Annotated in this window: 18 protein-coding genes and 1 tRNA gene; 7 read left to right on the top strand and 12 right to left on the bottom strand. The window is 65.9% G+C overall.

Annotation, left to right across the window (positions count from 1 at the left end; genetic code table 11):
- Positions 1–128: 128 nt before the first annotated feature.
- Entirely contained in the window at positions 129–1,127 is a 999-nt protein-coding gene (locus tag BM345_RS01725; RefSeq protein ID WP_093374861.1) for a cation diffusion facilitator family transporter, read from the top strand.
- Positions 1,128–1,147: 20 nt separating this feature from the next.
- Here the strand turns inward: BM345_RS01725 and BM345_RS01720 are convergent.
- The 11 genes from BM345_RS01720 to BM345_RS01670 form a co-directional block, all read right to left on the bottom strand.
- Positions 1,148–1,224: transfer RNA gene (locus BM345_RS01720), tRNA-Pro, on the bottom strand.
- Between the two features lie 26 nt (positions 1,225–1,250).
- A complete protein-coding gene (locus tag BM345_RS01715) occupies positions 1,251–1,766 on the bottom strand; it encodes a MerR family transcriptional regulator (RefSeq protein ID WP_093374859.1) in 516 nt (171 codons plus the stop codon).
- Between the two features lie 68 nt (positions 1,767–1,834).
- On the bottom strand, positions 1,835–2,185 hold the full coding sequence (locus BM345_RS01710; protein ID WP_093374857.1) for an integration host factor subunit alpha: 351 nt from the start codon (positions 2,183–2,185) through the stop codon (positions 1,835–1,837).
- 43 nt (positions 2,186–2,228) lie between these two features.
- Positions 2,229–4,649: a phenylalanine--tRNA ligase subunit beta gene (pheT, locus tag BM345_RS01705; protein ID WP_093374855.1), complete on the bottom strand. Its 2,421-nt coding sequence runs from the start codon at positions 4,647–4,649 to the stop codon at positions 2,229–2,231.
- A gap of 37 nt (positions 4,650–4,686) precedes the next feature.
- The gene (gene pheS, locus BM345_RS01700) at positions 4,687–5,730 is read right to left on the bottom strand and encodes a phenylalanine--tRNA ligase subunit alpha (RefSeq protein ID WP_093374853.1); all 1,044 of its coding nucleotides are present in this window, start codon (positions 5,728–5,730) and stop codon (positions 4,687–4,689) included.
- A gap of 135 nt (positions 5,731–5,865) precedes the next feature.
- A complete protein-coding gene (gene rplT / locus BM345_RS01695; protein WP_028253492.1) occupies positions 5,866–6,225 on the bottom strand; it encodes a 50S ribosomal protein L20 in 360 nt (119 codons plus the stop codon).
- Between the two features lie 26 nt (positions 6,226–6,251).
- Entirely contained in the window at positions 6,252–6,455 is a 204-nt protein-coding gene (rpmI, locus tag BM345_RS01690) for a 50S ribosomal protein L35 (protein ID WP_093375278.1), read from the bottom strand.
- Positions 6,456–6,590: 135 nt separating this feature from the next.
- Positions 6,591–7,202, bottom strand: coding sequence for a translation initiation factor IF-3 (infC, locus tag BM345_RS01685; RefSeq protein WP_302847475.1), 612 nt, complete (start codon positions 7,200–7,202; stop codon positions 6,591–6,593).
- Between the two features lie 112 nt (positions 7,203–7,314).
- Positions 7,315–9,222: a threonine--tRNA ligase gene (thrS, locus tag BM345_RS01680; protein WP_093374849.1), complete on the bottom strand. Its 1,908-nt coding sequence runs from the start codon at positions 9,220–9,222 to the stop codon at positions 7,315–7,317.
- A gap of 325 nt (positions 9,223–9,547) precedes the next feature.
- Entirely contained in the window at positions 9,548–10,879 is a 1,332-nt protein-coding gene (aceA, locus tag BM345_RS01675) for an isocitrate lyase (RefSeq protein ID WP_093374847.1), read from the bottom strand.
- A gap of 243 nt (positions 10,880–11,122) precedes the next feature.
- The gene (locus BM345_RS01670) at positions 11,123–11,530 is read right to left on the bottom strand and encodes a gamma-glutamylcyclotransferase family protein (protein WP_175544865.1); all 408 of its coding nucleotides are present in this window, start codon (positions 11,528–11,530) and stop codon (positions 11,123–11,125) included.
- A 35-nt stretch (positions 11,531–11,565) separates the two neighbouring features.
- Between BM345_RS01670 and BM345_RS01665 the strand changes: the two genes are divergently transcribed.
- Both BM345_RS01665 and BM345_RS01660 read left to right on the top strand, forming a co-directional pair.
- Complete coding sequence (locus BM345_RS01665; protein WP_302847467.1) at positions 11,566–12,558, top strand: DMT family transporter; 993 nt, start codon at positions 11,566–11,568, stop codon at positions 12,556–12,558.
- A gap of 109 nt (positions 12,559–12,667) precedes the next feature.
- A complete protein-coding gene (locus BM345_RS01660; protein ID WP_093374845.1) occupies positions 12,668–13,090 on the top strand; it encodes an SWIB/MDM2 domain-containing protein in 423 nt (140 codons plus the stop codon).
- 84 nt (positions 13,091–13,174) lie between these two features.
- Here BM345_RS01660 and BM345_RS01655 read toward each other — a convergent pair whose 3' ends face one another.
- Positions 13,175–14,899 (bottom strand): thiamine pyrophosphate-binding protein, encoded by a 1,725-nt coding sequence (locus BM345_RS01655; protein WP_093374844.1) that lies wholly within the window; start codon positions 14,897–14,899, stop codon positions 13,175–13,177.
- A gap of 108 nt (positions 14,900–15,007) precedes the next feature.
- On the opposite strand from BM345_RS01655, the gene BM345_RS01650 reads away from it, so the two are divergent.
- The 4 genes from BM345_RS01650 (at position 15,008) to BM345_RS01635 (ending at position 18,422) form a co-directional block, all read left to right on the top strand.
- Entirely contained in the window at positions 15,008–15,646 is a 639-nt protein-coding gene (locus tag BM345_RS01650; protein ID WP_093374842.1) for a TetR/AcrR family transcriptional regulator, read from the top strand.
- A gap of 141 nt (positions 15,647–15,787) precedes the next feature.
- On the top strand, positions 15,788–16,561 hold the full coding sequence (locus tag BM345_RS01645) for an ABC transporter permease (protein WP_093374840.1): 774 nt from the start codon (positions 15,788–15,790) through the stop codon (positions 16,559–16,561).
- 36 nt (positions 16,562–16,597) lie between these two features.
- The gene (locus tag BM345_RS01640; RefSeq protein ID WP_093374838.1) at positions 16,598–17,602 is read left to right on the top strand and encodes an ABC transporter substrate-binding protein; all 1,005 of its coding nucleotides are present in this window, start codon (positions 16,598–16,600) and stop codon (positions 17,600–17,602) included.
- Positions 17,603–17,627: 25 nt separating this feature from the next.
- Positions 17,628–18,422, top strand: coding sequence for an ABC transporter ATP-binding protein (locus BM345_RS01635; protein ID WP_093374836.1), 795 nt, complete (start codon positions 17,628–17,630; stop codon positions 18,420–18,422).
- The last annotated feature ends 1 nt before the right edge of the window (position 18,423 follow it).

Raw genomic sequence — 18,423 nt, 5'->3', positions numbered from 1 at the left:
GCCCTCGCAGGGTGGAGAGGCGCAGTGTTCACCAAACCCGCCCGGCCGTGGCTAAATGTCCCGACCCGCACGATCGGAAGCGCCATCTTGCAAGCACCTGCCCCCGCCGCAACCGGCGAATTCGCACCATGAGGGAATTCAGCCGCCTGCACCGCCGGCTCCACCCGGACGCCCAGGCCACGCGCCTGCGCACCGCGGTGGCGCTGGCACTGGCCGGCGGTGCCTTGATGGCGGTTTTCAAGACGGGCGCCGCGGTGACCACCGGCTCGGCCGCCATGCTGGCCGAGGCGGTGCATTCGTGGATCGGCACGGCCTCGGAGATCTTCCTCGTGGCCGGCTACCTGGCAGCACGCCGGCCTTCGGACGACGCGCATCCGCTGGGCTATGGACGCGAGTCTTTCGTGTGGTCGCTGTTCGGCTCCATCGTGATGTGCGTGGTCGGTGCGCAGGTGGCCGTCTGGCGCGGCATCACGCAATGGCACGTGATCGAGCCGCCGCCGGACTACCGGGTGGGCTATGCGGTGGTGATCGTTTCGCTGGCCTTCCAGAGCCTGTCTTTCGCGCGCGCCGTGCGCTTCGTGCGCGAGCGCGCCGCGGAGCGCGACCACGGCATCTTCAAGCATGTGCTGGACACCTCCGACTCGCAGCTGCGCGCAGTGGTCATCGGCGACCTGATCGCGCTGCTGGGCCTGTTCATCGCCGGGCTGGGCATGGCGCTGCACCAGCTCACCGACGAGGTTCGCTACGACGCGCTGGGCTCGATACTGATTGGCGTGCTGATGGGCGTGGCGGGGCTGGTGCTCATCAACGTCAACCGGCGCTTCCTCGCCGGCGTGCCCTTGCCGGAGGAGCGCCGCCAGATGGCCATCCATGCGATCGAGCAGCACCCGGACATCGAGCGCGTGACCTACTTCTTTGCCGAATACGTGGGGCCGGACCGTCTGGTGGTCGCTGCGCGCGTGATCGTCGTGGGCGACCCGCCGCAGACCGAGCTCGCGCGCCTGCTGCACGAGATGGAAACGCGGGTGATGGAGCACAAGTCGGTGGAACGCGCGGTGTTCGCGCTGGCCATGCCGCAGGAGTACGAGAAGCGGGGTGCCGGCCCAAAGAAAAAGGCCGCTGGTTGATCACCAGCGGCCTTCCTTGTTGGTCGGTGTGAAAGGATTCGAACCTTCGACCCCTTGCACCCCATGCAAGTGCGCTACCAGGCTGCGCCACACACCGAAGCCGTCGATTATAGCCTGAGGAATTCAGCGATTCAGGGTCAGGAGCTCGCGAATTTCAAAGAGTTCGCGCCGCAGCTGCTGCAGGGGCGACATGGCGCCCGCGCGCAGGGGTGCCCGGGTGGCCGGAACTGCAAGGGCGACGCCGTCCGCGGCCTCGGCCTCTGCCTCGCGGGCGTCTTCTTCCTCGTGCAGGGCGGCCTCGAATTCTTCCTGGTCGATCTCGATCGCTTCCACGCCCTCCAGCGGCCCTTCGCCGACGGACTTGCGTCGATCGCGCTCGGACGCCACCAGCTCCTGCAGCTTGTTGCGCGCACCGCTGATGGTGAAGCCCTGGTCGTAGAGCAGGTCGCGGATGCGGCGGATCATCAGCACCTCGTGGTGCTGGTAGTAGCGCCGGTTGCCGCGCCGCTTCATGGGGCGAAGCTGCGTGAACTCCTGCTCCCAATAGCGCAGCACGTGCGGCTTGACGCCACACAGCTCGGCCACCTCACCGATGGTGAAGTAGCGTTTGACCGGGATCGACGGGAGGGCTTTCTCCATTGAAATCAAGACGGTGCGAGGGAAAGTTCACGAGGTTACTCCAGGCGCAGCGGCTGCGCAAAGAGAACTTATTCCGCGCCCAGGCTCCACTCGACTTCTTCGGCCACATTCCCGCTGATCTGCTCCTTGAGCTTGGCGCTGGCATGGAAGGTGGCGACCCGGCGCGCACCGATCGGGATAGCCTCGCCGGTGCGCGGATTGCGCCCGGGTCGCGGTGCCTTGGTGCGGATCTGGAAGTTGCCGAAGCCGGAGATCTTCACGTCCTCGCCCTCGATGAGGCTGCTCGCGATGAGCTCGAAGAAGGCCTCGACCATGTCCTTGGACTCGCGCTTGTTCAGGCCGATCTGCTCGAACAGCAGGTCGGCCAGGTGCGCCTTGGTCAGGGCGGGCGTCTCGATGGCTTCGATCGTGATTTCCATGGTGGCCGTGTCTCCCTCTCGTGGTCGTCTCTTGCGTTTCGGATCAGCGCAGGCGTGCGCCCAGTTGCTGGGCCAGCGCGTCGATGATGGCGCGCACCGCCGGCTCGACCTGCTCGTCGGTCAGCGTGGCGCTGGCGCCCTGGAAGCTCAGGCGCACCGCCATGCTCTTCTCGCCCTGGGCCAGCGTGCCGCCGGCGGCGCCGGGCTGCGGACGGTAGATGTCGAACAGCGCGGCATGCTGCAGCAGGCCCTGCGTGTTCGCGCCGTGGATGGCCTTCATGAGGGCGGCGTGCGTGACCGGCTCCGGCACCACCACCGCGATGTCGCGCTCCACCGCCTGGTGCTTGGGCACCGGCTGGGCCACGGGCACCACGCGTTCTTCCACCGCATCGAGGTCCAGCTCGAAGAGCACGGGGGCCGAAGGCAGCTCCCAGCTCTGGCGCCAGCGCGGATGCAGTTCGCCCACCACGCCGATCTGGCGGCCGTCCAGCAGCACCCGTGCGGCGCGGCCGGGGTGCAGTGCCGGATGGTTTACCGGCTCGAAGCTGGCGACGCGCGGCGCCAGCAGCGCTTCCACGTCGCCCTTGGCCTCGAAGAAGTCGGCGCGGTGAGCCTTGCCATCCCAGCGAGCTTCTTCCGCATCGCCCCAGGCCAGGCCCGCAAGCCGCATCGGCTGGCGGATGCCGGCCACGGTGGTGTCGGTGGTCTTCACGCTGTCGTCGCGCATGAACACGCGGCCCGCCTCGAACACGCGCACGCGCGCCGCCTTGCGGTCGATGTTGAACTTGAGCACCTGCAGCAGCGAGCCCATCAGCGAGGAGCGCATCACGCTCATCTGGCTGGCGATGGGGTTGAGCAGCTGGATCGGGTTGGCGTTGCCGGCCAGTTCCGATTCCCAGTGCGCTTCCACGAAGCTGAAGTTGATGGTTTCCTGGTAGCCCAGGTCGGCCACGCGATGGCGAACGCCGAAGCGGCCCAGGCGCGACTCGGGGCGCACGCGGGCGGTGATGGGCGCCAGCGGCGGCGTGGTCGGCAGGTTGTTGTAGCCGACCAGGCGGGCCACTTCCTCGATCAGGTCTTCTTCCAGCAGCAGGTCGAAGCGGTGCGACGGCGGCGTGACGGTGATGCTGCCCTCGCCTTCCTTCAGCGCGAAGCCCAGGCGGCGCAGCGCGTCGGCGCACTGGGCCTGCGTCAGCGGCATGCCGATCACGCGGGCAGCGCGCGCCACGCGCAGCGTCACCGGCCTGGCTTCGGGCAGCTTCAGCGCCTGGTCGTCGATCGGGCCGGCTTCGCCGCCGCAGATCTGCTGCACCAGGCGGGTGATGTGCTCGATGACGTCCACCGTGCGGCTCGGGTCCACGCCGCGCTCGAAGCGGTGGCCGGCGTCGGTCGAGAAGTTGAAGCGGCGCGAGCGGCCCTGGATGGCTTCGGGCCACCAGAAGGCCGCCTCGATGTAGATGTTGCGGGTGTCGTCGCTCACCGCGGTGGCGTCGCCGCCCATGATGCCGGCCAGCGATTCGACTTCGCGCTCGTCGGCGATCACGCCGACCTGGCCATCCACCGTGACGGTGTTGCCGTTGAGCAGCTTGAGCTGCTCGCCCGGCTTGCCCCAGCGCACCGTGAGGCCGCCATGGATCTTGTCGGCGTCGAAGATGTGCGAGGGCTGACCGAATTCGAACATCACGTAGTTCGACACGTCCACCAGCGGCGAGACGCTGCGCTGGCCGCAGCGGGCCAGGCGGTCGACCATCCAGGCCGGCGTCTTGGCCTTCGTGTCCACGCCGCGCACCAGGCGGCCGGAGAAGCGGCCGCACAGCTCGGGCGCCTCGACCTTCACCGGCAGCACGGACGCATGCGCGGTTTCCACCGGACGCACCTGCGGCGTGTTCAGCGGCGCACCGGTCAGGGCGGAGAGTTCGCGGGCAATGCCGTACACGCTCAGGCCATGCGCCAGGTTGGGCGTGAGCTTGAGGGTGAGCAGCATGTCGTCGAGCTTGAGCACCTCGCGCACGTCGGCGCCCACCGGCGCATCATCGGGCAGTTCCAGCAGGCCGCCGTGGTCGTCGGACAGCTGCAGTTCGCGGGCCGAGCACAGCATGCCCTGGCTTTCCACGCCGCGCAGCTTGCCCAGCTTGATCTGGAAGGGCTTGCCGTCCTCGCCCGGGGGCAGTTCGGCGCCCACCAGCGCGCACGGCACCTTGATGCCGACGCGGGCATTGGGTGCGCCGCACACGATGTTCAGCAGCGCGCCCTGCCCTGCATCCACCTGGCACACGCGCAGGCGGTCGGCGTTGGGGTGCTGCACGGCTTCCTTGATCTCGCCCACCACGATCTTGCTGAAGGGCGGCGCCACCGGACGGCGCTCTTCCACCTCGAAGCCGCCCATGGTCAGGGTGTCGGCCAGTTGTTCGCTCGTCAGCGGCGGGTTGCAGAACTCGCGCAGCCAGGACTCGGGGAATTGCATTTTTCTTGCGACGCTCTTGTTCGTTCGAGGGAATGGATTACTGGAATTGGCTGAGGAAGCGCAGGTCGCCGTCGAAGAACAAGCGCAGGTCGTTCACGCCATAGCGCAGCATGGCCAGGCGGTCGATGCCCGAGCCGAAGGCGAAGCCGATGTAGCGCTCGGGGTCCAGGCCCATGTTGCGCACCACCTGCGGGTGCACCTGGCCGGAGCCCGACACTTCCAGCCAGCGGCCGGCGAGCGGGCCCTGCTCGAACATGATGTCGATCTCGGCGCTGGGCTCGGTGAAGGGGAAGTAGCTGGGACGGAAGCGCAGCTTGAGCGCGTCGGTCTCGAAGAAGGTCCGCACGAAGTCCAGGTACATGACCTTCAGGTCCTTGAAGCTCACGTTCTCGCCGATCCACAGGCCCTCGACCTGGTGGAACATGGGCGAGTGGGTGGCGTCGCTGTCCACGCGGTAGGTGCGGCCCGGGGCGATCACACGGATGTCGGGCATGTGTTCTTGCCCGGCGTACTTCTTCGCATGGGCTTGGGCGTAGCGCACCTGCATGGGCGAGGTGTGCGGACGCAGGTTGAACAGCAGGCCTTCCTCGTCCTTCATGTCGACATAGAAGGTGTCCTGCATCGAACGCGCCGGATGGTTCGGCGGGTTGTTCAGCGAGGTGAAGCTGTACCAGTCGGTCTCGATCTCGGGGCCGTCGGCCACGTCGAAGCCCATGCTGGCGAAGATGGCCTCGATGCGCTCCTGGGCACGGGCCACCGGGTGAAGGCCGCCACCGGCGCGGCGGCGGCCGGGCAGCGTGACGTCCAATGCCTCGGCGCGTAGCTGGACGTCGAGTTCGGCGTCGGCCAGCTGCTGGCGACGCTCGGTGAGCGCAGCCTCGATGGCCTGCTTGGCCACGTTGATGGCGGCGCCGCGCGACTTCTTCTCGTCCACGGGCAGCTGGGCCATGCCCTTCATCAGCTCGGTGATGCGGCCGGACTTGCCCAGGAACTGCGCCTTGGCATTCTCGAGGTCTGCCGGCGCGGTTGCGTTGGCGAAGGCGGCACGGGCGTTGTCGACCAGGGTGTCCAGCTCGTTCATGGAGGAATCTTTTTCGATCTAGCGAGGAAGGCGCGGGAGAAAACAAAAAAGGGCTGGTGCTCTTGCAAGCGCCAGCCCTTGTACCGTGGGCGCGAACCGCCTGCCCGCTACAGGCATGCGGCCCGACGTGCAGGATCAAGCAGCCAGCTTGGCCTTGACCTGCTCCACGATGCCGGCAAAAGCGGCCTTGTCGTGCACGGCGATATCGGCCAGGACCTTGCGGTCGATCTCGATACCGGCCTTGCGGATGCCGTTGGCGAACTGGCTGTAGGTCAGGCCCAGTTCACGCGAGGCAGCGTTGATACGCGCAATCCACAGTTGGCGGAAAACGCGCTTCTTCGTACGACGGTCACGGTAGGCGTACTGGCCTGCCTTCATCACCGCCTGCTTGGCGATGCGGAAGACATTGCCGCGACGACCGCGGAAGCCCTTGGCAAGGGCGAGAACCTTCTTGTGGCGGGCGCGAGCCGTTACACCACGTTTGACGCGAGGCATGTGATTTCTCCTTGTTCGTCAGTTGATCAAATGCCCATGCCGGGCAGCATGGCGGCCATCGAAACCATGTTGGTCTCGTGAACCGCGACTGCACCGCGCAGGTGGCGCTTGTTCTTGGTGGTCTTCTTGGTCAGGATGTGACGCTTGAAGGCTTGACCGCGCTTGACGGTGCCACCGGGACGAACGCGGAAACGTTTTTTCGCGCTGCTCTTGGTCTTCATTTTGGGCATGTTCATGCTCCTTTAAATTGTGCTCGTGAGGCGCCTTGGATTGGTTCCATGGACTTGTTGGCCCCGAGACACTTCTTCATCCCGCCCCGCCCTTTCGGCCGAGGCGAAATCCCTTCAAAAAACTAAACCGCCAGCTCAGGCCGTCGTGGCCGTGCTGGCAACCGGCTCGCCGGCCGGCTTGGCAACCCCAGCGGCACCCGGCTTCTTGCGGCCCGGAGCGATCATCATGATCATCTGCCGGCCCTCGAGCTTGGGGAACTGCTCGACGAGGATGGTGTCGCCAAGGTCGTCCCGGATGCGCTGCAACAGCGCCAGGCCCAGTTCCTGGTGCGTGATCTCGCGGCCGCGGAAGCGCAGCGTGATCTTGCATTTGTCGCCTTCTTCAAGAAAGCGCCGGATGTTGCGCATCTTGATGTTGTAGTCGCCGTCGTCGGTGCCGGGCCGGAACTTGATTTCCTTGACCTCGATGACCTTCTGCTTCGACTTCGCTTCGGCCGCCTTCTTCTGCTCGTGGTACTTGAACTTTCCGTACTCGATGAGCCTGCAGACAGGCGGCGTGGCATTGGCGACGACTTCCACCAGGTCCACGTCGGCGTCGCCCGCCATACGCAAGGCCTCAGCCAGGCTGACAACGCCCAGCTGTTCGTTCTCTGGTCCGATCAGACGGACTTCCGGGGCCATGATTTCCCGGTTCAGGCGGTGTTGCCGTTCCTCGCGGTGGCGGCGGTCGCGAAATGCAGTAGCGATGGTCGAATCCTTCAGTCAACTTGCCGTTTTTCCACGGCGAAAGCCGCCTCGGCACGCACCCACAGGCAGGAGATGCAAAAAGCCATGTCAGCGCTCTGGCATGGCGATTCGATCAACGCTTGTGTTTGATGTCCTCGGCGATCTTTTCAGAGAAGGCCTGGAGGGACATGGCACCGAGGTCAATATTGCCCCGGGCGCGTACTGCGACGGCACCGGCTTCCTTCTCCTTGTCGCCCACGACCAGGATGTAAGGCAGCTTTTGCAACGAATGCTTGCGTATTTTATACGTAATCTTCTCGTTGTGCAGATCCAGCTGAACTCTAAGCCCTTGATTCTGCAACGCTTTTGTTACTTCCGCAGCGTAATCGGCCTGTCCTTCGCTGATATTGAGCACCGCGACCTGCACCGGCGCCAGCCAGGAAGGCAGCGCGCCGGCATGGTGTTCGATGAGCATGCCGATGAAGCGCTCGAGGCTGCCGACGATGGCACGGTGCAGCATCACGGGGTGGGCCCTGCCGCTGCTCTCCGTTACATATTCCGCACCCAGGCGCTCGGCCATGAAAAAGTCGACCTGCATCGTGCCGCACTGCCACTGGCGGCCGATGGCGTCGCGCAGCGTGTACTCGATCTTGGGGCCGTAGAAGGCGCCGTCGCCCGGTGCGATGACGAAATCCACGCCCGAGCGGCGCAGCGCCTCCATCAGGGCCGCCTCCGCCTTGTCCCACAGCTCGTCTGAGCCGATGCGGTGCTCCGGCCGCGTGGCGACCTTGTAGAGGATGTCCGAGAAGCCGAAGTCAGCGTAGACCTTGAGCAGCTGGGCCGTGTAGGCCACGCACTCCTCCAGGATCTGGTCTTCCGTGCAGAAGACGTGGCCGTCGTCCTGCGTGAAGCCGCGCACGCGCATGATGCCGTGCAGGCCGCCCGAAGGCTCGTTGCGGTGGCACTGGCCGAATTCGCCGTAGCGCAGCGGCAGGTCGCGGTAGCTGCGCAGGTCGCTCTTGAAGATCGTGACGTGGCCGGGGCAGTTCATCGGCTTGAGTGCGTAGTCGCGCTTTTCCGACTCCGTGACGAACATGTTGTCGCGGTAGTTCTGCCAGTGGCCCGTCTTCTCCCACAGGCTCTTGTCCAGGATCTGCGGGCCCTTGACCTCCTGGTAGCCCGTGTCGCGATACACCTGGCGCATGTACTGCTCGACCTGCTGCCAGATGGCCCAGCCCTTGGGGTGCCAGAACACCAGGCCCGGCGCCACCTCGTCGATGTGGAACAGGTCCAGCTCCTTGCCCAGCCGGCGGTGGTCGCGCTTCTCGGCTTCCTCGATGCGCTGGATGTACTGCTCCAGCTGCTTCTTGTCGGCCCAGGCCGTGCCGTAGATGCGCTGCAACTGCTCGTTCTTGGCGTCGCCGCGCCAGTAGGCGCCGGCCAGCTTCGTGAGCTTGAAGACCTTCAGGAAGCGCGTGTTGGGCACGTGCGGGCCGCGGCACATGTCCACGTACTCCTGATGGTAGTAAAGGCCCATGGCCTTCTCGTCGGGCATGTCCTCGACTAGGCGCAGCTTGTAGTCCTCGCCGCGGTTCTTGAAGACCTCGATCACCTCGTCGCGCGGCGTCATCTTCTTGACGACGTCGTAGTCCTGGTTGATCAGCTCGCGCATGCGCGCCTCGATGGCGGCCATGTCCTCGGGCGTGAAGGGGCGTTCGTAGGCGATGTCGTAGTAGAAGCCTTCGTCGATCACCGGGCCGATCACCATCCGCGCCGTGGGGTACAGCTGCTTGACGGCGTGGCCCACCAGGTGCGCCGTGGAGTGGCGAATGATCTCCAGGCCCTCCTCGTCCTTGGGCGTGATGATCTGCAGCCGGGCACTGTGGTCGATGACGTCGCTGGCATCCACCAGGCGGCCGTCGACCTTGCCGGCCAGCGTCATCTTCGCCAGGCCGGGGCCGATGGACTTGGCAACGTCGGCCACCGAAACCGGGCCGGGGAACTCGCGCTGCGAGTTGTCGGGGAGCGTGATCTGGATCATTGGAAAACCTCGGGCAAGAAAGCAAAAAGCGCGGGTGGAACCGCGCTTCGTGTGGATCAGGTCTGCTGGCGAACCAGCGCGCGCGGCGTTTACCGGCCGGGTCCTTCCAGGACCAGGCGGCTGAAGGTGCCTGCCGTAGTTCGCGGTGTCATAACCAGATTGCCTTTCTCGCCCTTGTTAGACGTTGAAGCCGTCATTCTACCGGCTCGGGCCCGAATCGTCGTTTGCCCGAACAAAAGGGTGTTTCCGCCACCCCACAGCGCAAGCGCGCGCAAAAAAGCCCGGCACGCGGCCGGGCTCAAGCTGTGACAGCGAAATCCGTAGCTCAGTGGAACTGCTCTTCTTCGGTCGAGCCGGTCAGCGCCTTCACCGAGGACGAACCGCCCTGGATCACGGTGGTGACGTCGTCGAAGTAGCCGGCGCCGACTTCCTGCTGGTGCGACACGAAGGTGTAGCCCTGCTCGCGGGCGGCGAACTCGGGTTCCTGCACCATTTCCACGTAGTGCTTCATGCCTTCGCCGCGGGCATAGGCGTGCGAGAACTTGAAGGTGTTGTACCAGTTGCTGTGGATGCCGGCCAGCGTGATGAACTGGTACTTGTAGCCCATGGCCGAGAGCTCGTCCTGGAAGGAGGCGATGGTCTTGTCGTCCAGGTGCTTCTTCCAGTTGAAGGAAGGCGAGCAGTTGTACGAGAGCAGCTTGCCCGGGAACTTGGCATGCAGGGCCTGGGCGAACTCGCGGGCAAAGCCCAGGTCGGGCGTGCCGGTTTCGCACCACACCAGGTCGGCCACTTCGGCGTAGGCCAGGCCGCGGCTGATGCCTTGCTCCAGGCCGTTGCGGACGCGGAAGAAGCCTTCCTGCGTGCGCTCGCCGGTCAGGAAAGGCTTGTCGTTGGCGTCGTGGTCGGAGGTCAGCAGGTTGGCGGCCTCGGCGTCGGTGCGGGCGAGCACGATGGTGGGCACGCCCATCACGTCGGCGGCGAAGCGCGCGGCTTGCAGCTTCTCGACGGCTTCGGTGGTGGGCACCAGCACCTTGCCACCCATGTGGCCGCACTTCTTGACGGCGGCCAGCTGGTCTTCGAAGTGCACGCCGGCAGCGCCCGCGGCGATCATGTTCTTCATCAGCTCGAAGGCGTTCAGCACGCCGCCGAAGCCGGCTTCGGCGTCAGCCACGATGGGCAGGAAGAAGTCGATGAATTCCTTGTCGCCCGGGTTCACGCCGCGGCCCCACTGGATCTCGTCGGCGCGCTTGAAGGTGTTGTTGATGCGGCGGACCATGGCCGGCACCGAGTCGTAGGCGTACAGCGACTGGTCGGGGTACATGGTCTCGGAGGTGTTGCCGTCGGCGGCGACCTGCCAGCCCGACAGGTACACGGCCTCCAAGCCGGCCTTGGCCTGCTGCAGCGCCTGGCCACCGGAGATGGCGCCGAAGGAGTTGACGTAGCCCTTCTTCGAGCCGCCGTTGATCAGTTCCCACAGCTTCTCGGCACCGCGGCGGGCCAGCGTGTTCTCGATCGGGAAGGAGCCACGCAGGCGCACCACGTCGGCGGCGCTGTAGTTGCGCTTGATGCCCTTCCAGCGGGGGTTCGTGGCCCAGTCTTTTTCGAGGGCGGCGATCTGTTGTTCGCGGCTCAGTTGTTCGGTGAAGGATTGCGGCATGTTCAAGCTCCGAGGGGTTGGTTGAAAGCGTTTGGCCGGTGTGGCCATGGCTCAGACTGTACCCGGAAGCTCAACTCTTATGTCTTATAGAAGACTTATTTTTCTCTGAGCAAAATCAAATACTTAGGAGAACATTTTTCAATGCGAAATTATTTTTCTTATATTGAGAAATTTTCTTGCGCCGCAGCATGACTCCTTTTTGCCATGCGAAATCAGATTTGCACGGATGAAAGCCGCCTGCTTTCAGCCCCGCCGGAACCAGTCCCCGCTCGCGATCACCGGCCGCCCGGCGAGGCGCTTCGGATGGATCTCGTACACCAGGCATGACAGGCGCTGCGTGCCCACCTGCACCGGCATTTCGCGCTTGCGGTATTCGCCTTCGTCGTCGGGCATCACCTCTTCCAGCTGGTCGAGCTGCACTTCCAGCGCGGGCTCGATGCGGTAGACCTCGCCCACCAGCGTCGCCGGGCCGCACAGCGTGGCACCGGGATAGGCGCCCAGGTCGTACAACGTGCCCGCGATCTGCGCCTTCCCCACGAATCGCGGCGCCGGCCTGAAGCGCGCGATGTCGTTGCTGCCTCCGGCGCGCAGGGTTCCGTAGACGAAGACGTGCCGCGGCACGGAGGGCTTGCTGTTCAGGTCATCGGGCATGATCGATCGAGTTTCCCGCAACACGACCGTCCCCGTTGAGTTCCGACCATCACCACCCCCCGCGCATCGTCGCCTACGCCTGCCTGGCCCTCAGCATGTCACTGGTGGGTTGCTACGTGGCCCTGTCCAAGCCGCTGGTCGCGGCATTCCCGGTGCTGCTGCTGGCCTGGCTGCGTTTCGGCATCGCGGCGCTGGCCATGCCGCACTGGCTGCGCCGGCCTGCCAGCGAGCCGCCCATGACGCGGCGCACGCGGGGCCTGGTGTTCCTCGAGTCCTTCCTGGGCAACTTCCTGTTCTCGATCTGCATGCTGTTCGGCGTGAGCCTGACCAGCGCCGTCTCGGCCGGCGTGATCATGGCGGCCATCCCGGCGATGGTGGCGATCATCAGCTGGATCTTCCTGCGCGAGCGCATCGGCGGCCGCGTGGTGGGCGCGATCGCCTGCTCGGCCGCGGGCATCGGCCTGCTCGCGCTGGCGCCCTCGCACGGCGGCGGCGCGCACGGCGGGGAGCATGCGGGCAACGCCGCGTCCCTGCCCTGGCTGGGCAACCTGCTGGTGTTCGGCGCGGTGCTATGCGAGGCCTCGTACGCGGTGATCGGCAAGTCGCTCACGGGCAAATTGGGGCCGCGGCGCATCAGCGCGCTCATCAACCTGTGGGGCTTCGTGCTCTCCACGCCCTTCGGCATCTGGTTTGCCCTGAGCTTCGACTTTCGTGCGGTGCCGCTGCCCTTCTGGGGCTTCCTGGTGCTCTACGCGCTGGCTGCCAGCATCTGGACCGTGTGGCTGTGGATGACCGGCCTGCGCAGCGTTCCGGCTTCGCAGGCAGGGGTTTTCACGGTGATGCTGCCTGTGAGCGCAGCACTCGTCGGCGTGCTCGTGCTGGGCGAAAAACTCTCCGCTTTGCAGATGCTCGCCTTCGCTGCGGCACTCCTGGGTGTGCTCCTGGCGACATGGCCTGGACGCCGCAGTGCGTCTCCCTCTGGCGTCCCAGGGGCACTTCCCTCTGAAAAAAACAACAACTCCCAATGAAAAAGTGCTTCTCTCCCTTGGAAACGCGTTTCTTCTCCCTTAGCATCCGCAATGCCAGTGGAGCGAAGATTTCATTGGTGAATCTCTAATCCAAAAAAGGACATCAACCATGGCAACTGCAAAGAAGGCCCCGGCCAAGAAAGCCCCGGCAAAGAAGGCCGCTCCGGCCAAGAAGGCTGCACCGGCGAAGAAGGCCGCACCGGCCAAGAAGGCTGCTCCCGCCAAGAAGGCCGCTCCGGCCAAGAAGGCTGCTCCCGCGAAGAAGGCCGCTCCTGCCAAGAAGCGCACCCCCAACGCCGCTTTCATGAAGGCCCTGACCCCCAGCGCCGCCCTGGGCGCCGTGGTCGGCTCGGCTCCCCTGCCGCGCACCGCCATCGTGAGCAAGCTGTGGGACTACATCAAGAAGAACAACCTGCAGGACAAGGCCAACAAGCGCATGATCAATGCCGACGCCAAGCTGAAGGAAATCTTCGGCAAGAGCCAGGTCTCGATGTTCGAGCTGGCCGCGCTGATCGGCAAGCACGTCAAGTAAGCCTCTGCGCTTGGGGTGCGCCAGCCGCACCCGCCATGAAGAAAGCCGGCACCCGCCGGCTTTTTCTTTGCCTGCCGCCGGCGCCTAGCTGGCCAGGCGCGCCTTGGCCGACTGCGTAATCGAGCTCAGCGTGCCGCGCGTGGTGATGACCTCCGGGTCCAGCGGGATCTCGATCAGCGTGCCCGTGTCGGCCGCCAGAGCGCGCAGCAGGGCCGCTTCGAACTGCGAGGTCTCGGTCACCTGCTCGGCCGCATAGCCGTAGGCCCGGGCCAGCGCGCAGAAGTCGGGGTTGCGCAGCTGCGTGCCGCTGACCTGCGTCGGGTACTCGCGCTCCTGGTGCATGCGGATGGTGCCGAACATGCCGTTGTTGAGCAGCACGATGATGCTCTTGCCGCCATGCTGCACCGCGGTGGCCAGCTCCTGCCCATTCATGAGGAAGTCGCCGTCGCCGGCAATGGTGAAGGCCACGCGGCCGCTCACCAGGTTGGCGGCGATGCCGGCCGGCACGCCGTAGCCCATCGCCCCGCTGGTGGGCGCCAGCTGTGTCTTGTGCCCCTTGGCGAGGCCGTGGTAGCGGAAGAAGCGGTGCACCCAGCTGGCGAAGTTGCCGGCGCCGTTGGTAATGGCCGCATCCGGTGGCAGGTGCTTCTGCAGCAGCGCCACCACCTCGGCCATGTCCACCTGGCCGCGCGGCGGCGCGCCGGCCGGCATGCCGGCCAGGGGGTTGGCCTCCAGGTTGGCCAGGTAGTCGGCATGGGCCGCCTGCGTCCACGCTTCCCACGGCAGCTCGGGCGGCGCGGTGAGCACTTCCAGGCTGCGCGCAGCCGCGCTCATGCCGGCGTTGATGGCCAGGTCGGCCTGGTAGACGCGGTTGAGTTCCTCGGCGCTGGCATGGATGTGCACCAGCTTCTGCTTCGACCTGGGCGCCTCCAGCAGCGTGTAGCCGCTGGTGGTCATCTCGCCCAGGCGCGGTCCGATGGCGATGACGAGGTCGGCGTCCTTCACGCGCTGTGCCAGCTTCGGGTTGAGGGCGATGCCCACGTCGCCCCCGTACAGCGGATGATGGTTGTCAAAGGTGTCCTGGAAGCGGAAGGCGTTGCCCACCGGCAGGCGCCAGTTCTCGGCGAAGCGCTGCAGCGCCTGGGCCGCTTGCGGCGTCCAGCCGCTGCCGCCGGCGATGACGAAGGGCTTCTTCGCGGCCAGCAGCAGCTCGCGCAGTTCGCGCAGCGAGCCCGGGTCGCTCCAGGGCTGCACCGCCTCCACGCGCGGCAGGGGCTTTGCCTGCGCAACCTTGGCAAGCATGTCTTCCGGCAGCACCAGCACCACCGGGCCGGGACGACCGTTCATGGCGGTGGCGAAGGCGCGCGACACGTATTCAGGGATGCGCTCGGCGTCGTCGATGCGCTCCACGCGCTTGGCGAAGCCCTTGGTGCTGGGCCCGAAGAAGCTGCCGTAGTCCACTTCCTGGAAAGCTTCGCGGTCGCGGAAGTCGCTGCCCACGTCGCCGATGAAGAGCACCAGCGGCGTCGAGTCCTGGAAGGCGTTGTGCACGCCGATGGAGGCATTGGTGGCCCCCGGCCCGCGCGTCACGAAGCACACGCCGGGGCGGCCGGTGATGCGCGCGTGGGCGTCGGCCATGAAGGCGGCGCCGCCCTCCTGCCGGTTGGTGATGAAGCGGATGCGCTCGCGCTCGGCATGGAAGCCGTCGAGCACGGCCAGGAAGCTTTCGCCCGGCACGCCGAAGCAGGTGTCCACCCCTTGTTCGATCAGGCACTGGACGATCAGGTGGCCGGCAGGTGTTGCGCTCATGGAAAACGAGGAGAAAGGGGTGATTCGTCCATTATGGTGTCGCACATCGCGCCTGGCCGCCGCACAATCCGGCGGCAGCGCACAATTCACCCACTGGTTACAAAGAAGATGCCCGCCACCTCCGCCGCCCCCCGCCTGCGCGATGCCGACAAGTCGCAGTTGCTGATCCTTGCCGCGGCGATGGACGAGTTCGCGCAGTACGGCTACGCCGGCGGCCGGGTCGACCGCATCGCCGAGCGCGCCGAGATCAACAAGCGCCTGATCTATTACTACTTCGGCAACAAGGACGAGCTCTTCCTGGCAGTGCTCGAGCGCACCTACGCCGACATCCGAACCGCCGAGCAGGCGCTGCACCTGGACGAGATGGACCCGGTGGAAGCCATCCGCCAGCTGGTCTCCTTCACCTGGCACTACTACCTGGAGCACCCCGAGTTCATCGCGCTGCTCAACAGCGAGAACCTGCACCAGGCGGTGCACCTGAAGCAGTCCAAGCGCATCCAGGAAATGAACTCGCCGCTGGTCGCGATGCTGGCCGAGGTGCTGGAGCGCGGGCGCAAGCAGGACCTGTTCCGCGACGGCGTCGACCCGATCCAGCTCTACATCTCGATCGCCTCGATCTGCTACTTCTACCTGTCGAACAACCCCACCCTCTCCACCATCTTCGGGCGCGACCTGCGCACGCCCAAGGCGCTGGCGCAACGCCTGTCGCACATGAAGGAAATGGTGCTGGGCTACGTTCTGAAGTAGCGCCCGCCCATCGCCCCGTGCTTTCCCTAGGGGCGATTGACACCAGGGGCGGCGGGCCAAAGAATTCACCGATTGGTTACATGCAGTGCGCGCCCGGAGGGTGCGTGCCGGCATCGGCTTGCCCACCGGAGTTCTTCTTCCATGCTTCGCAACCTGCTGCTGCAGCCGGCACTACGCCCCTTCGTGCTCATCGTGGTGCTGCTCGTGCTGTGGGACCTGGCCATCCGCCTGTTCAAGATCCCGGCCTACCTCATCCCGCCGCCGCTGCAGGTGGTCAAGCAACTGGTGGCCGAATGGCCGCGACTGCTCGCCGAAAGCTGGAAGACCACGCTGGCCACGCTGGGCGGCTTTGGCCTGACCATCCTCATCGGCATCCCCATCGCGATGTGCATCGCCTACTCGCGGCTGGTGGAGTCCTACGTCTACCCGCTGCTGGTGTTCTCGCAGAGCATTCCCAAGGTGGCGATCGCGCCGCTCTTCGTGGTGTGGTTCGGCTTCGGCATCTTTCCCAAGGTGGTGTCGGCCTTCCTGCTGGGCTTCTTCCCGGTGGTGGTGTCCACGGTGATGGGCTTCAAGTCGGTGGAGCCCGACATGCTGGACCTGGCGCGTTCCATGGGTGCGAGCCGGCTGCAGACCTTCTTCAAGATCAGCCTGCCGCAGGCGCTGCCGGCCATCTTCAGCGGCCTGAAGGTGTCGATCACGCTGGCCGTGGTGGGCGCCGTCGTCGGCGAGTTCGTGGGCTCCAACTCCGGCATCGGCTACGTGCTGCAGGTGGCCAACGGCAACTTCGACCTGCCCCTGATGTTCGCCGCGCTGGTGGTGCTGTCGAGCATCGGCGTGGTCCTGTTCGTCGCCGTCGACCTCGTCGAGCGGCTGATGATTCCCTGGCACGCCTCGCAGCGCCAGGTGTTCTGAGCCTCGCTAGTCCCACAGATCAAGAAGGAGACAACCATGAAGATGCTTCCCGCCCTGCTGGCCGGCGCCGTCGGCGCGCTGGTGGCCCTGGCGCCCGCGCAGGCCCAGCAAAAGCCCGCCGACAAGGTCACGCTGATGCTCAACTGGTACCTCTACAGCGAGCATGCGCCCTTCTTCCTGGGCAAGGAGCGCGGCTTCTATGCCGACGAGGGCATCGACCTGGAGATCCAGGAAGGCCGCGGCTCGGCCGTGACCGCGCAGGCGGTGGCGGCCAAGTCGGCCACCTTCGGCTACATCGACGTCACCACCATGATCAAGGCCGCCGCCAAGGGCGCGCCGCTGAAGTCGACCGGCGTGCTGTTCCAAGTGAGCCCGATGTCGGTCATGGGCTTTACCGAGAAGAACATCAAGGCGCCCAAGGACATCATCGGCAAGACGGTGGCGGTGACGCCGGGCGACTCTATGTCGCAGATGTGGCCGGTGTTCCTCAAGGCCAATAACATCACGGCCGACCAGGTCAAGATCGTCTCGGGCGACGCACAGACCAAGCTCAACGCCGTGATGAACGGCCAGGCCGACCTGCTGCTGGGCTACGTGATGGACCAGGCCATCAAGCTGCAGGACGCCACCGGCAAGCCGGTGACGCCGATCCGCTTTGCCGACTCGGGCGTGAACCAGATCAGCTCGGGCATCATCGCCAACAAGAACCTGCTCACCGAGAACCCGGACCTGGTCAAGCGCTTCATGCGCGCCTCGACCAAGGCCGCCGAAGCCGCCGAGAAAAGCCCCGAGGCCGCGGTGGACGCGATGCTCAAGGCCAACCCCAAGGCCGGCGTGCGCGACACGCTCATCGTGGGCATGAAGCAGAGCGTGGCGCTCTACCACACGGCCGAGACGCAGAACCAGCCGCCCTTCCGCGTGGACATGAAGAACGTCGACAAATCGCTGGACCTGCTGGTGCAGTACGGCGGCATGGAAGCGTCCACGCGCGGCAAGCCCGAGGACTACGTGACGCTCGACTTCCTGCCGTCGGCCAGGTAACTGCAGCAGAAAGCCGCCCGCGCCCATGCCCTCCCCCCGTTCCGACGACGTCCTGATCGAAGCCCGCGGTGTCGCCAAGACCTACCAGACCAAGGACGGACCGGTCGAGTCGCTGCGCCCGCTGGACTTCGCCATCCGCCGGGGCGAGTTCGTGTCGGTGGTGGGGCCCTCGGGCTGCGGCAAGAGCACGCTGCTCAAGATGGTGGCGGGCCTCCTGCCCATCAGCGGCGGCACGCTCACTCTCGCCGGCCAGCCCATCAAGGGTCCACAGAAGGACGTGGGCATCGTCTTCCAGAGCGCGGTGCTGCTGGCCTGGCGCTCGGTGCTGGACAACATCCTGCTGCAGGCCGAAATGCGGCACATGCCCATGGGCCCGGCACGCACCCGCGCGGCGGAGCTGATCGCCATGGCGGGCCTGCAGGGCTTCGAGGGCAAGTACCCCTGGCAGCTCTCCGGCGGCATGCAGCAGCGCGCCTCCATCTGCCGCGCGCTGCTGCACGACCCCTCGGTGCTGCTGATGGACGAGCCCTTCGGCGCGCTGGACGCCATGACGCGCGAGAAGATGAACCTGGAGCTGCGCCGCATCTGGGCCACCGGCGAGCGCAAGACCGTGATGCTCATCACCCACAGCATCCCCGAGGCCGTCTTCCTGTCGGACCGGGTGATCGTGATAAGCGAGCGGCCCGGCAGCATCGCCGCCGTCTACGACATCGCGCTGCCCGAGGAGCGTGGCCTGGACATCATGGCCTCGCCCGAGTTCGCCGCCTATGCGAAGACGGTGCGGGGGCACTTCTTCGCCCAGGGCAGCCTGGACCACTGAG

Source organism: Variovorax sp. OV329, assembly GCF_900114785.1.
Lineage (GTDB): Bacteria > Pseudomonadota > Gammaproteobacteria > Burkholderiales > Burkholderiaceae_C > Variovorax.
Note: the sequence above shows the minus strand (reverse complement) of the source record. Positions and strands in the feature narration are given on the sequence as shown.

Bases quoted from the DNA above. Each gene is read 5' to 3' on its own strand.
- BM345_RS01655 (WP_093374844.1), bottom strand. From the start codon at position 14,899: ATGAGCGCAACACCTGCCGGCCACCTGATCGTCCAGTGCCTGATCGAA.
- BM345_RS01725 (WP_093374861.1), top strand. From the start codon at position 129: ATGAGGGAATTCAGCCGCCTGCACCGCCGGCTCCACCCGGACGCCCAG.
- thrS (WP_093374849.1), bottom strand. From the start codon at position 9,222: ATGATCCAGATCACGCTCCCCGACAACTCGCAGCGCGAGTTCCCCGGC.
- BM345_RS01650 (WP_093374842.1), top strand. From the start codon at position 15,008: ATGCCCGCCACCTCCGCCGCCCCCCGCCTGCGCGATGCCGACAAGTCG.
- pheT (WP_093374855.1), bottom strand. From the start codon at position 4,649: ATGCAATTCCCCGAGTCCTGGCTGCGCGAGTTCTGCAACCCGCCGCTG.
- rplT (WP_028253492.1), bottom strand. From the start codon at position 6,225: ATGCCTCGCGTCAAACGTGGTGTAACGGCTCGCGCCCGCCACAAGAAG.
- BM345_RS01715 (WP_093374859.1), bottom strand. From the start codon at position 1,766: ATGGAGAAAGCCCTCCCGTCGATCCCGGTCAAACGCTACTTCACCATC.
- rpmI (WP_093375278.1), bottom strand. From the start codon at position 6,455: ATGCCCAAAATGAAGACCAAGAGCAGCGCGAAAAAACGTTTCCGCGTT.
- BM345_RS01710 (WP_093374857.1), bottom strand. From the start codon at position 2,185: ATGGAAATCACGATCGAAGCCATCGAGACGCCCGCCCTGACCAAGGCG.
- BM345_RS01635 (WP_093374836.1), top strand. From the start codon at position 17,628: ATGCCCTCCCCCCGTTCCGACGACGTCCTGATCGAAGCCCGCGGTGTC.
- BM345_RS01640 (WP_093374838.1), top strand. From the start codon at position 16,598: ATGAAGATGCTTCCCGCCCTGCTGGCCGGCGCCGTCGGCGCGCTGGTG.
- BM345_RS01660 (WP_093374845.1), top strand. From the start codon at position 12,668: ATGGCAACTGCAAAGAAGGCCCCGGCCAAGAAAGCCCCGGCAAAGAAG.
- BM345_RS01645 (WP_093374840.1), top strand. From the start codon at position 15,788: ATGCTTCGCAACCTGCTGCTGCAGCCGGCACTACGCCCCTTCGTGCTC.
- aceA (WP_093374847.1), bottom strand. From the start codon at position 10,879: ATGCCGCAATCCTTCACCGAACAACTGAGCCGCGAACAACAGATCGCC.
- pheS (WP_093374853.1), bottom strand. From the start codon at position 5,730: ATGAACGAGCTGGACACCCTGGTCGACAACGCCCGTGCCGCCTTCGCC.
- BM345_RS01670 (WP_175544865.1), bottom strand. From the start codon at position 11,530: ATGCCCGATGACCTGAACAGCAAGCCCTCCGTGCCGCGGCACGTCTTC.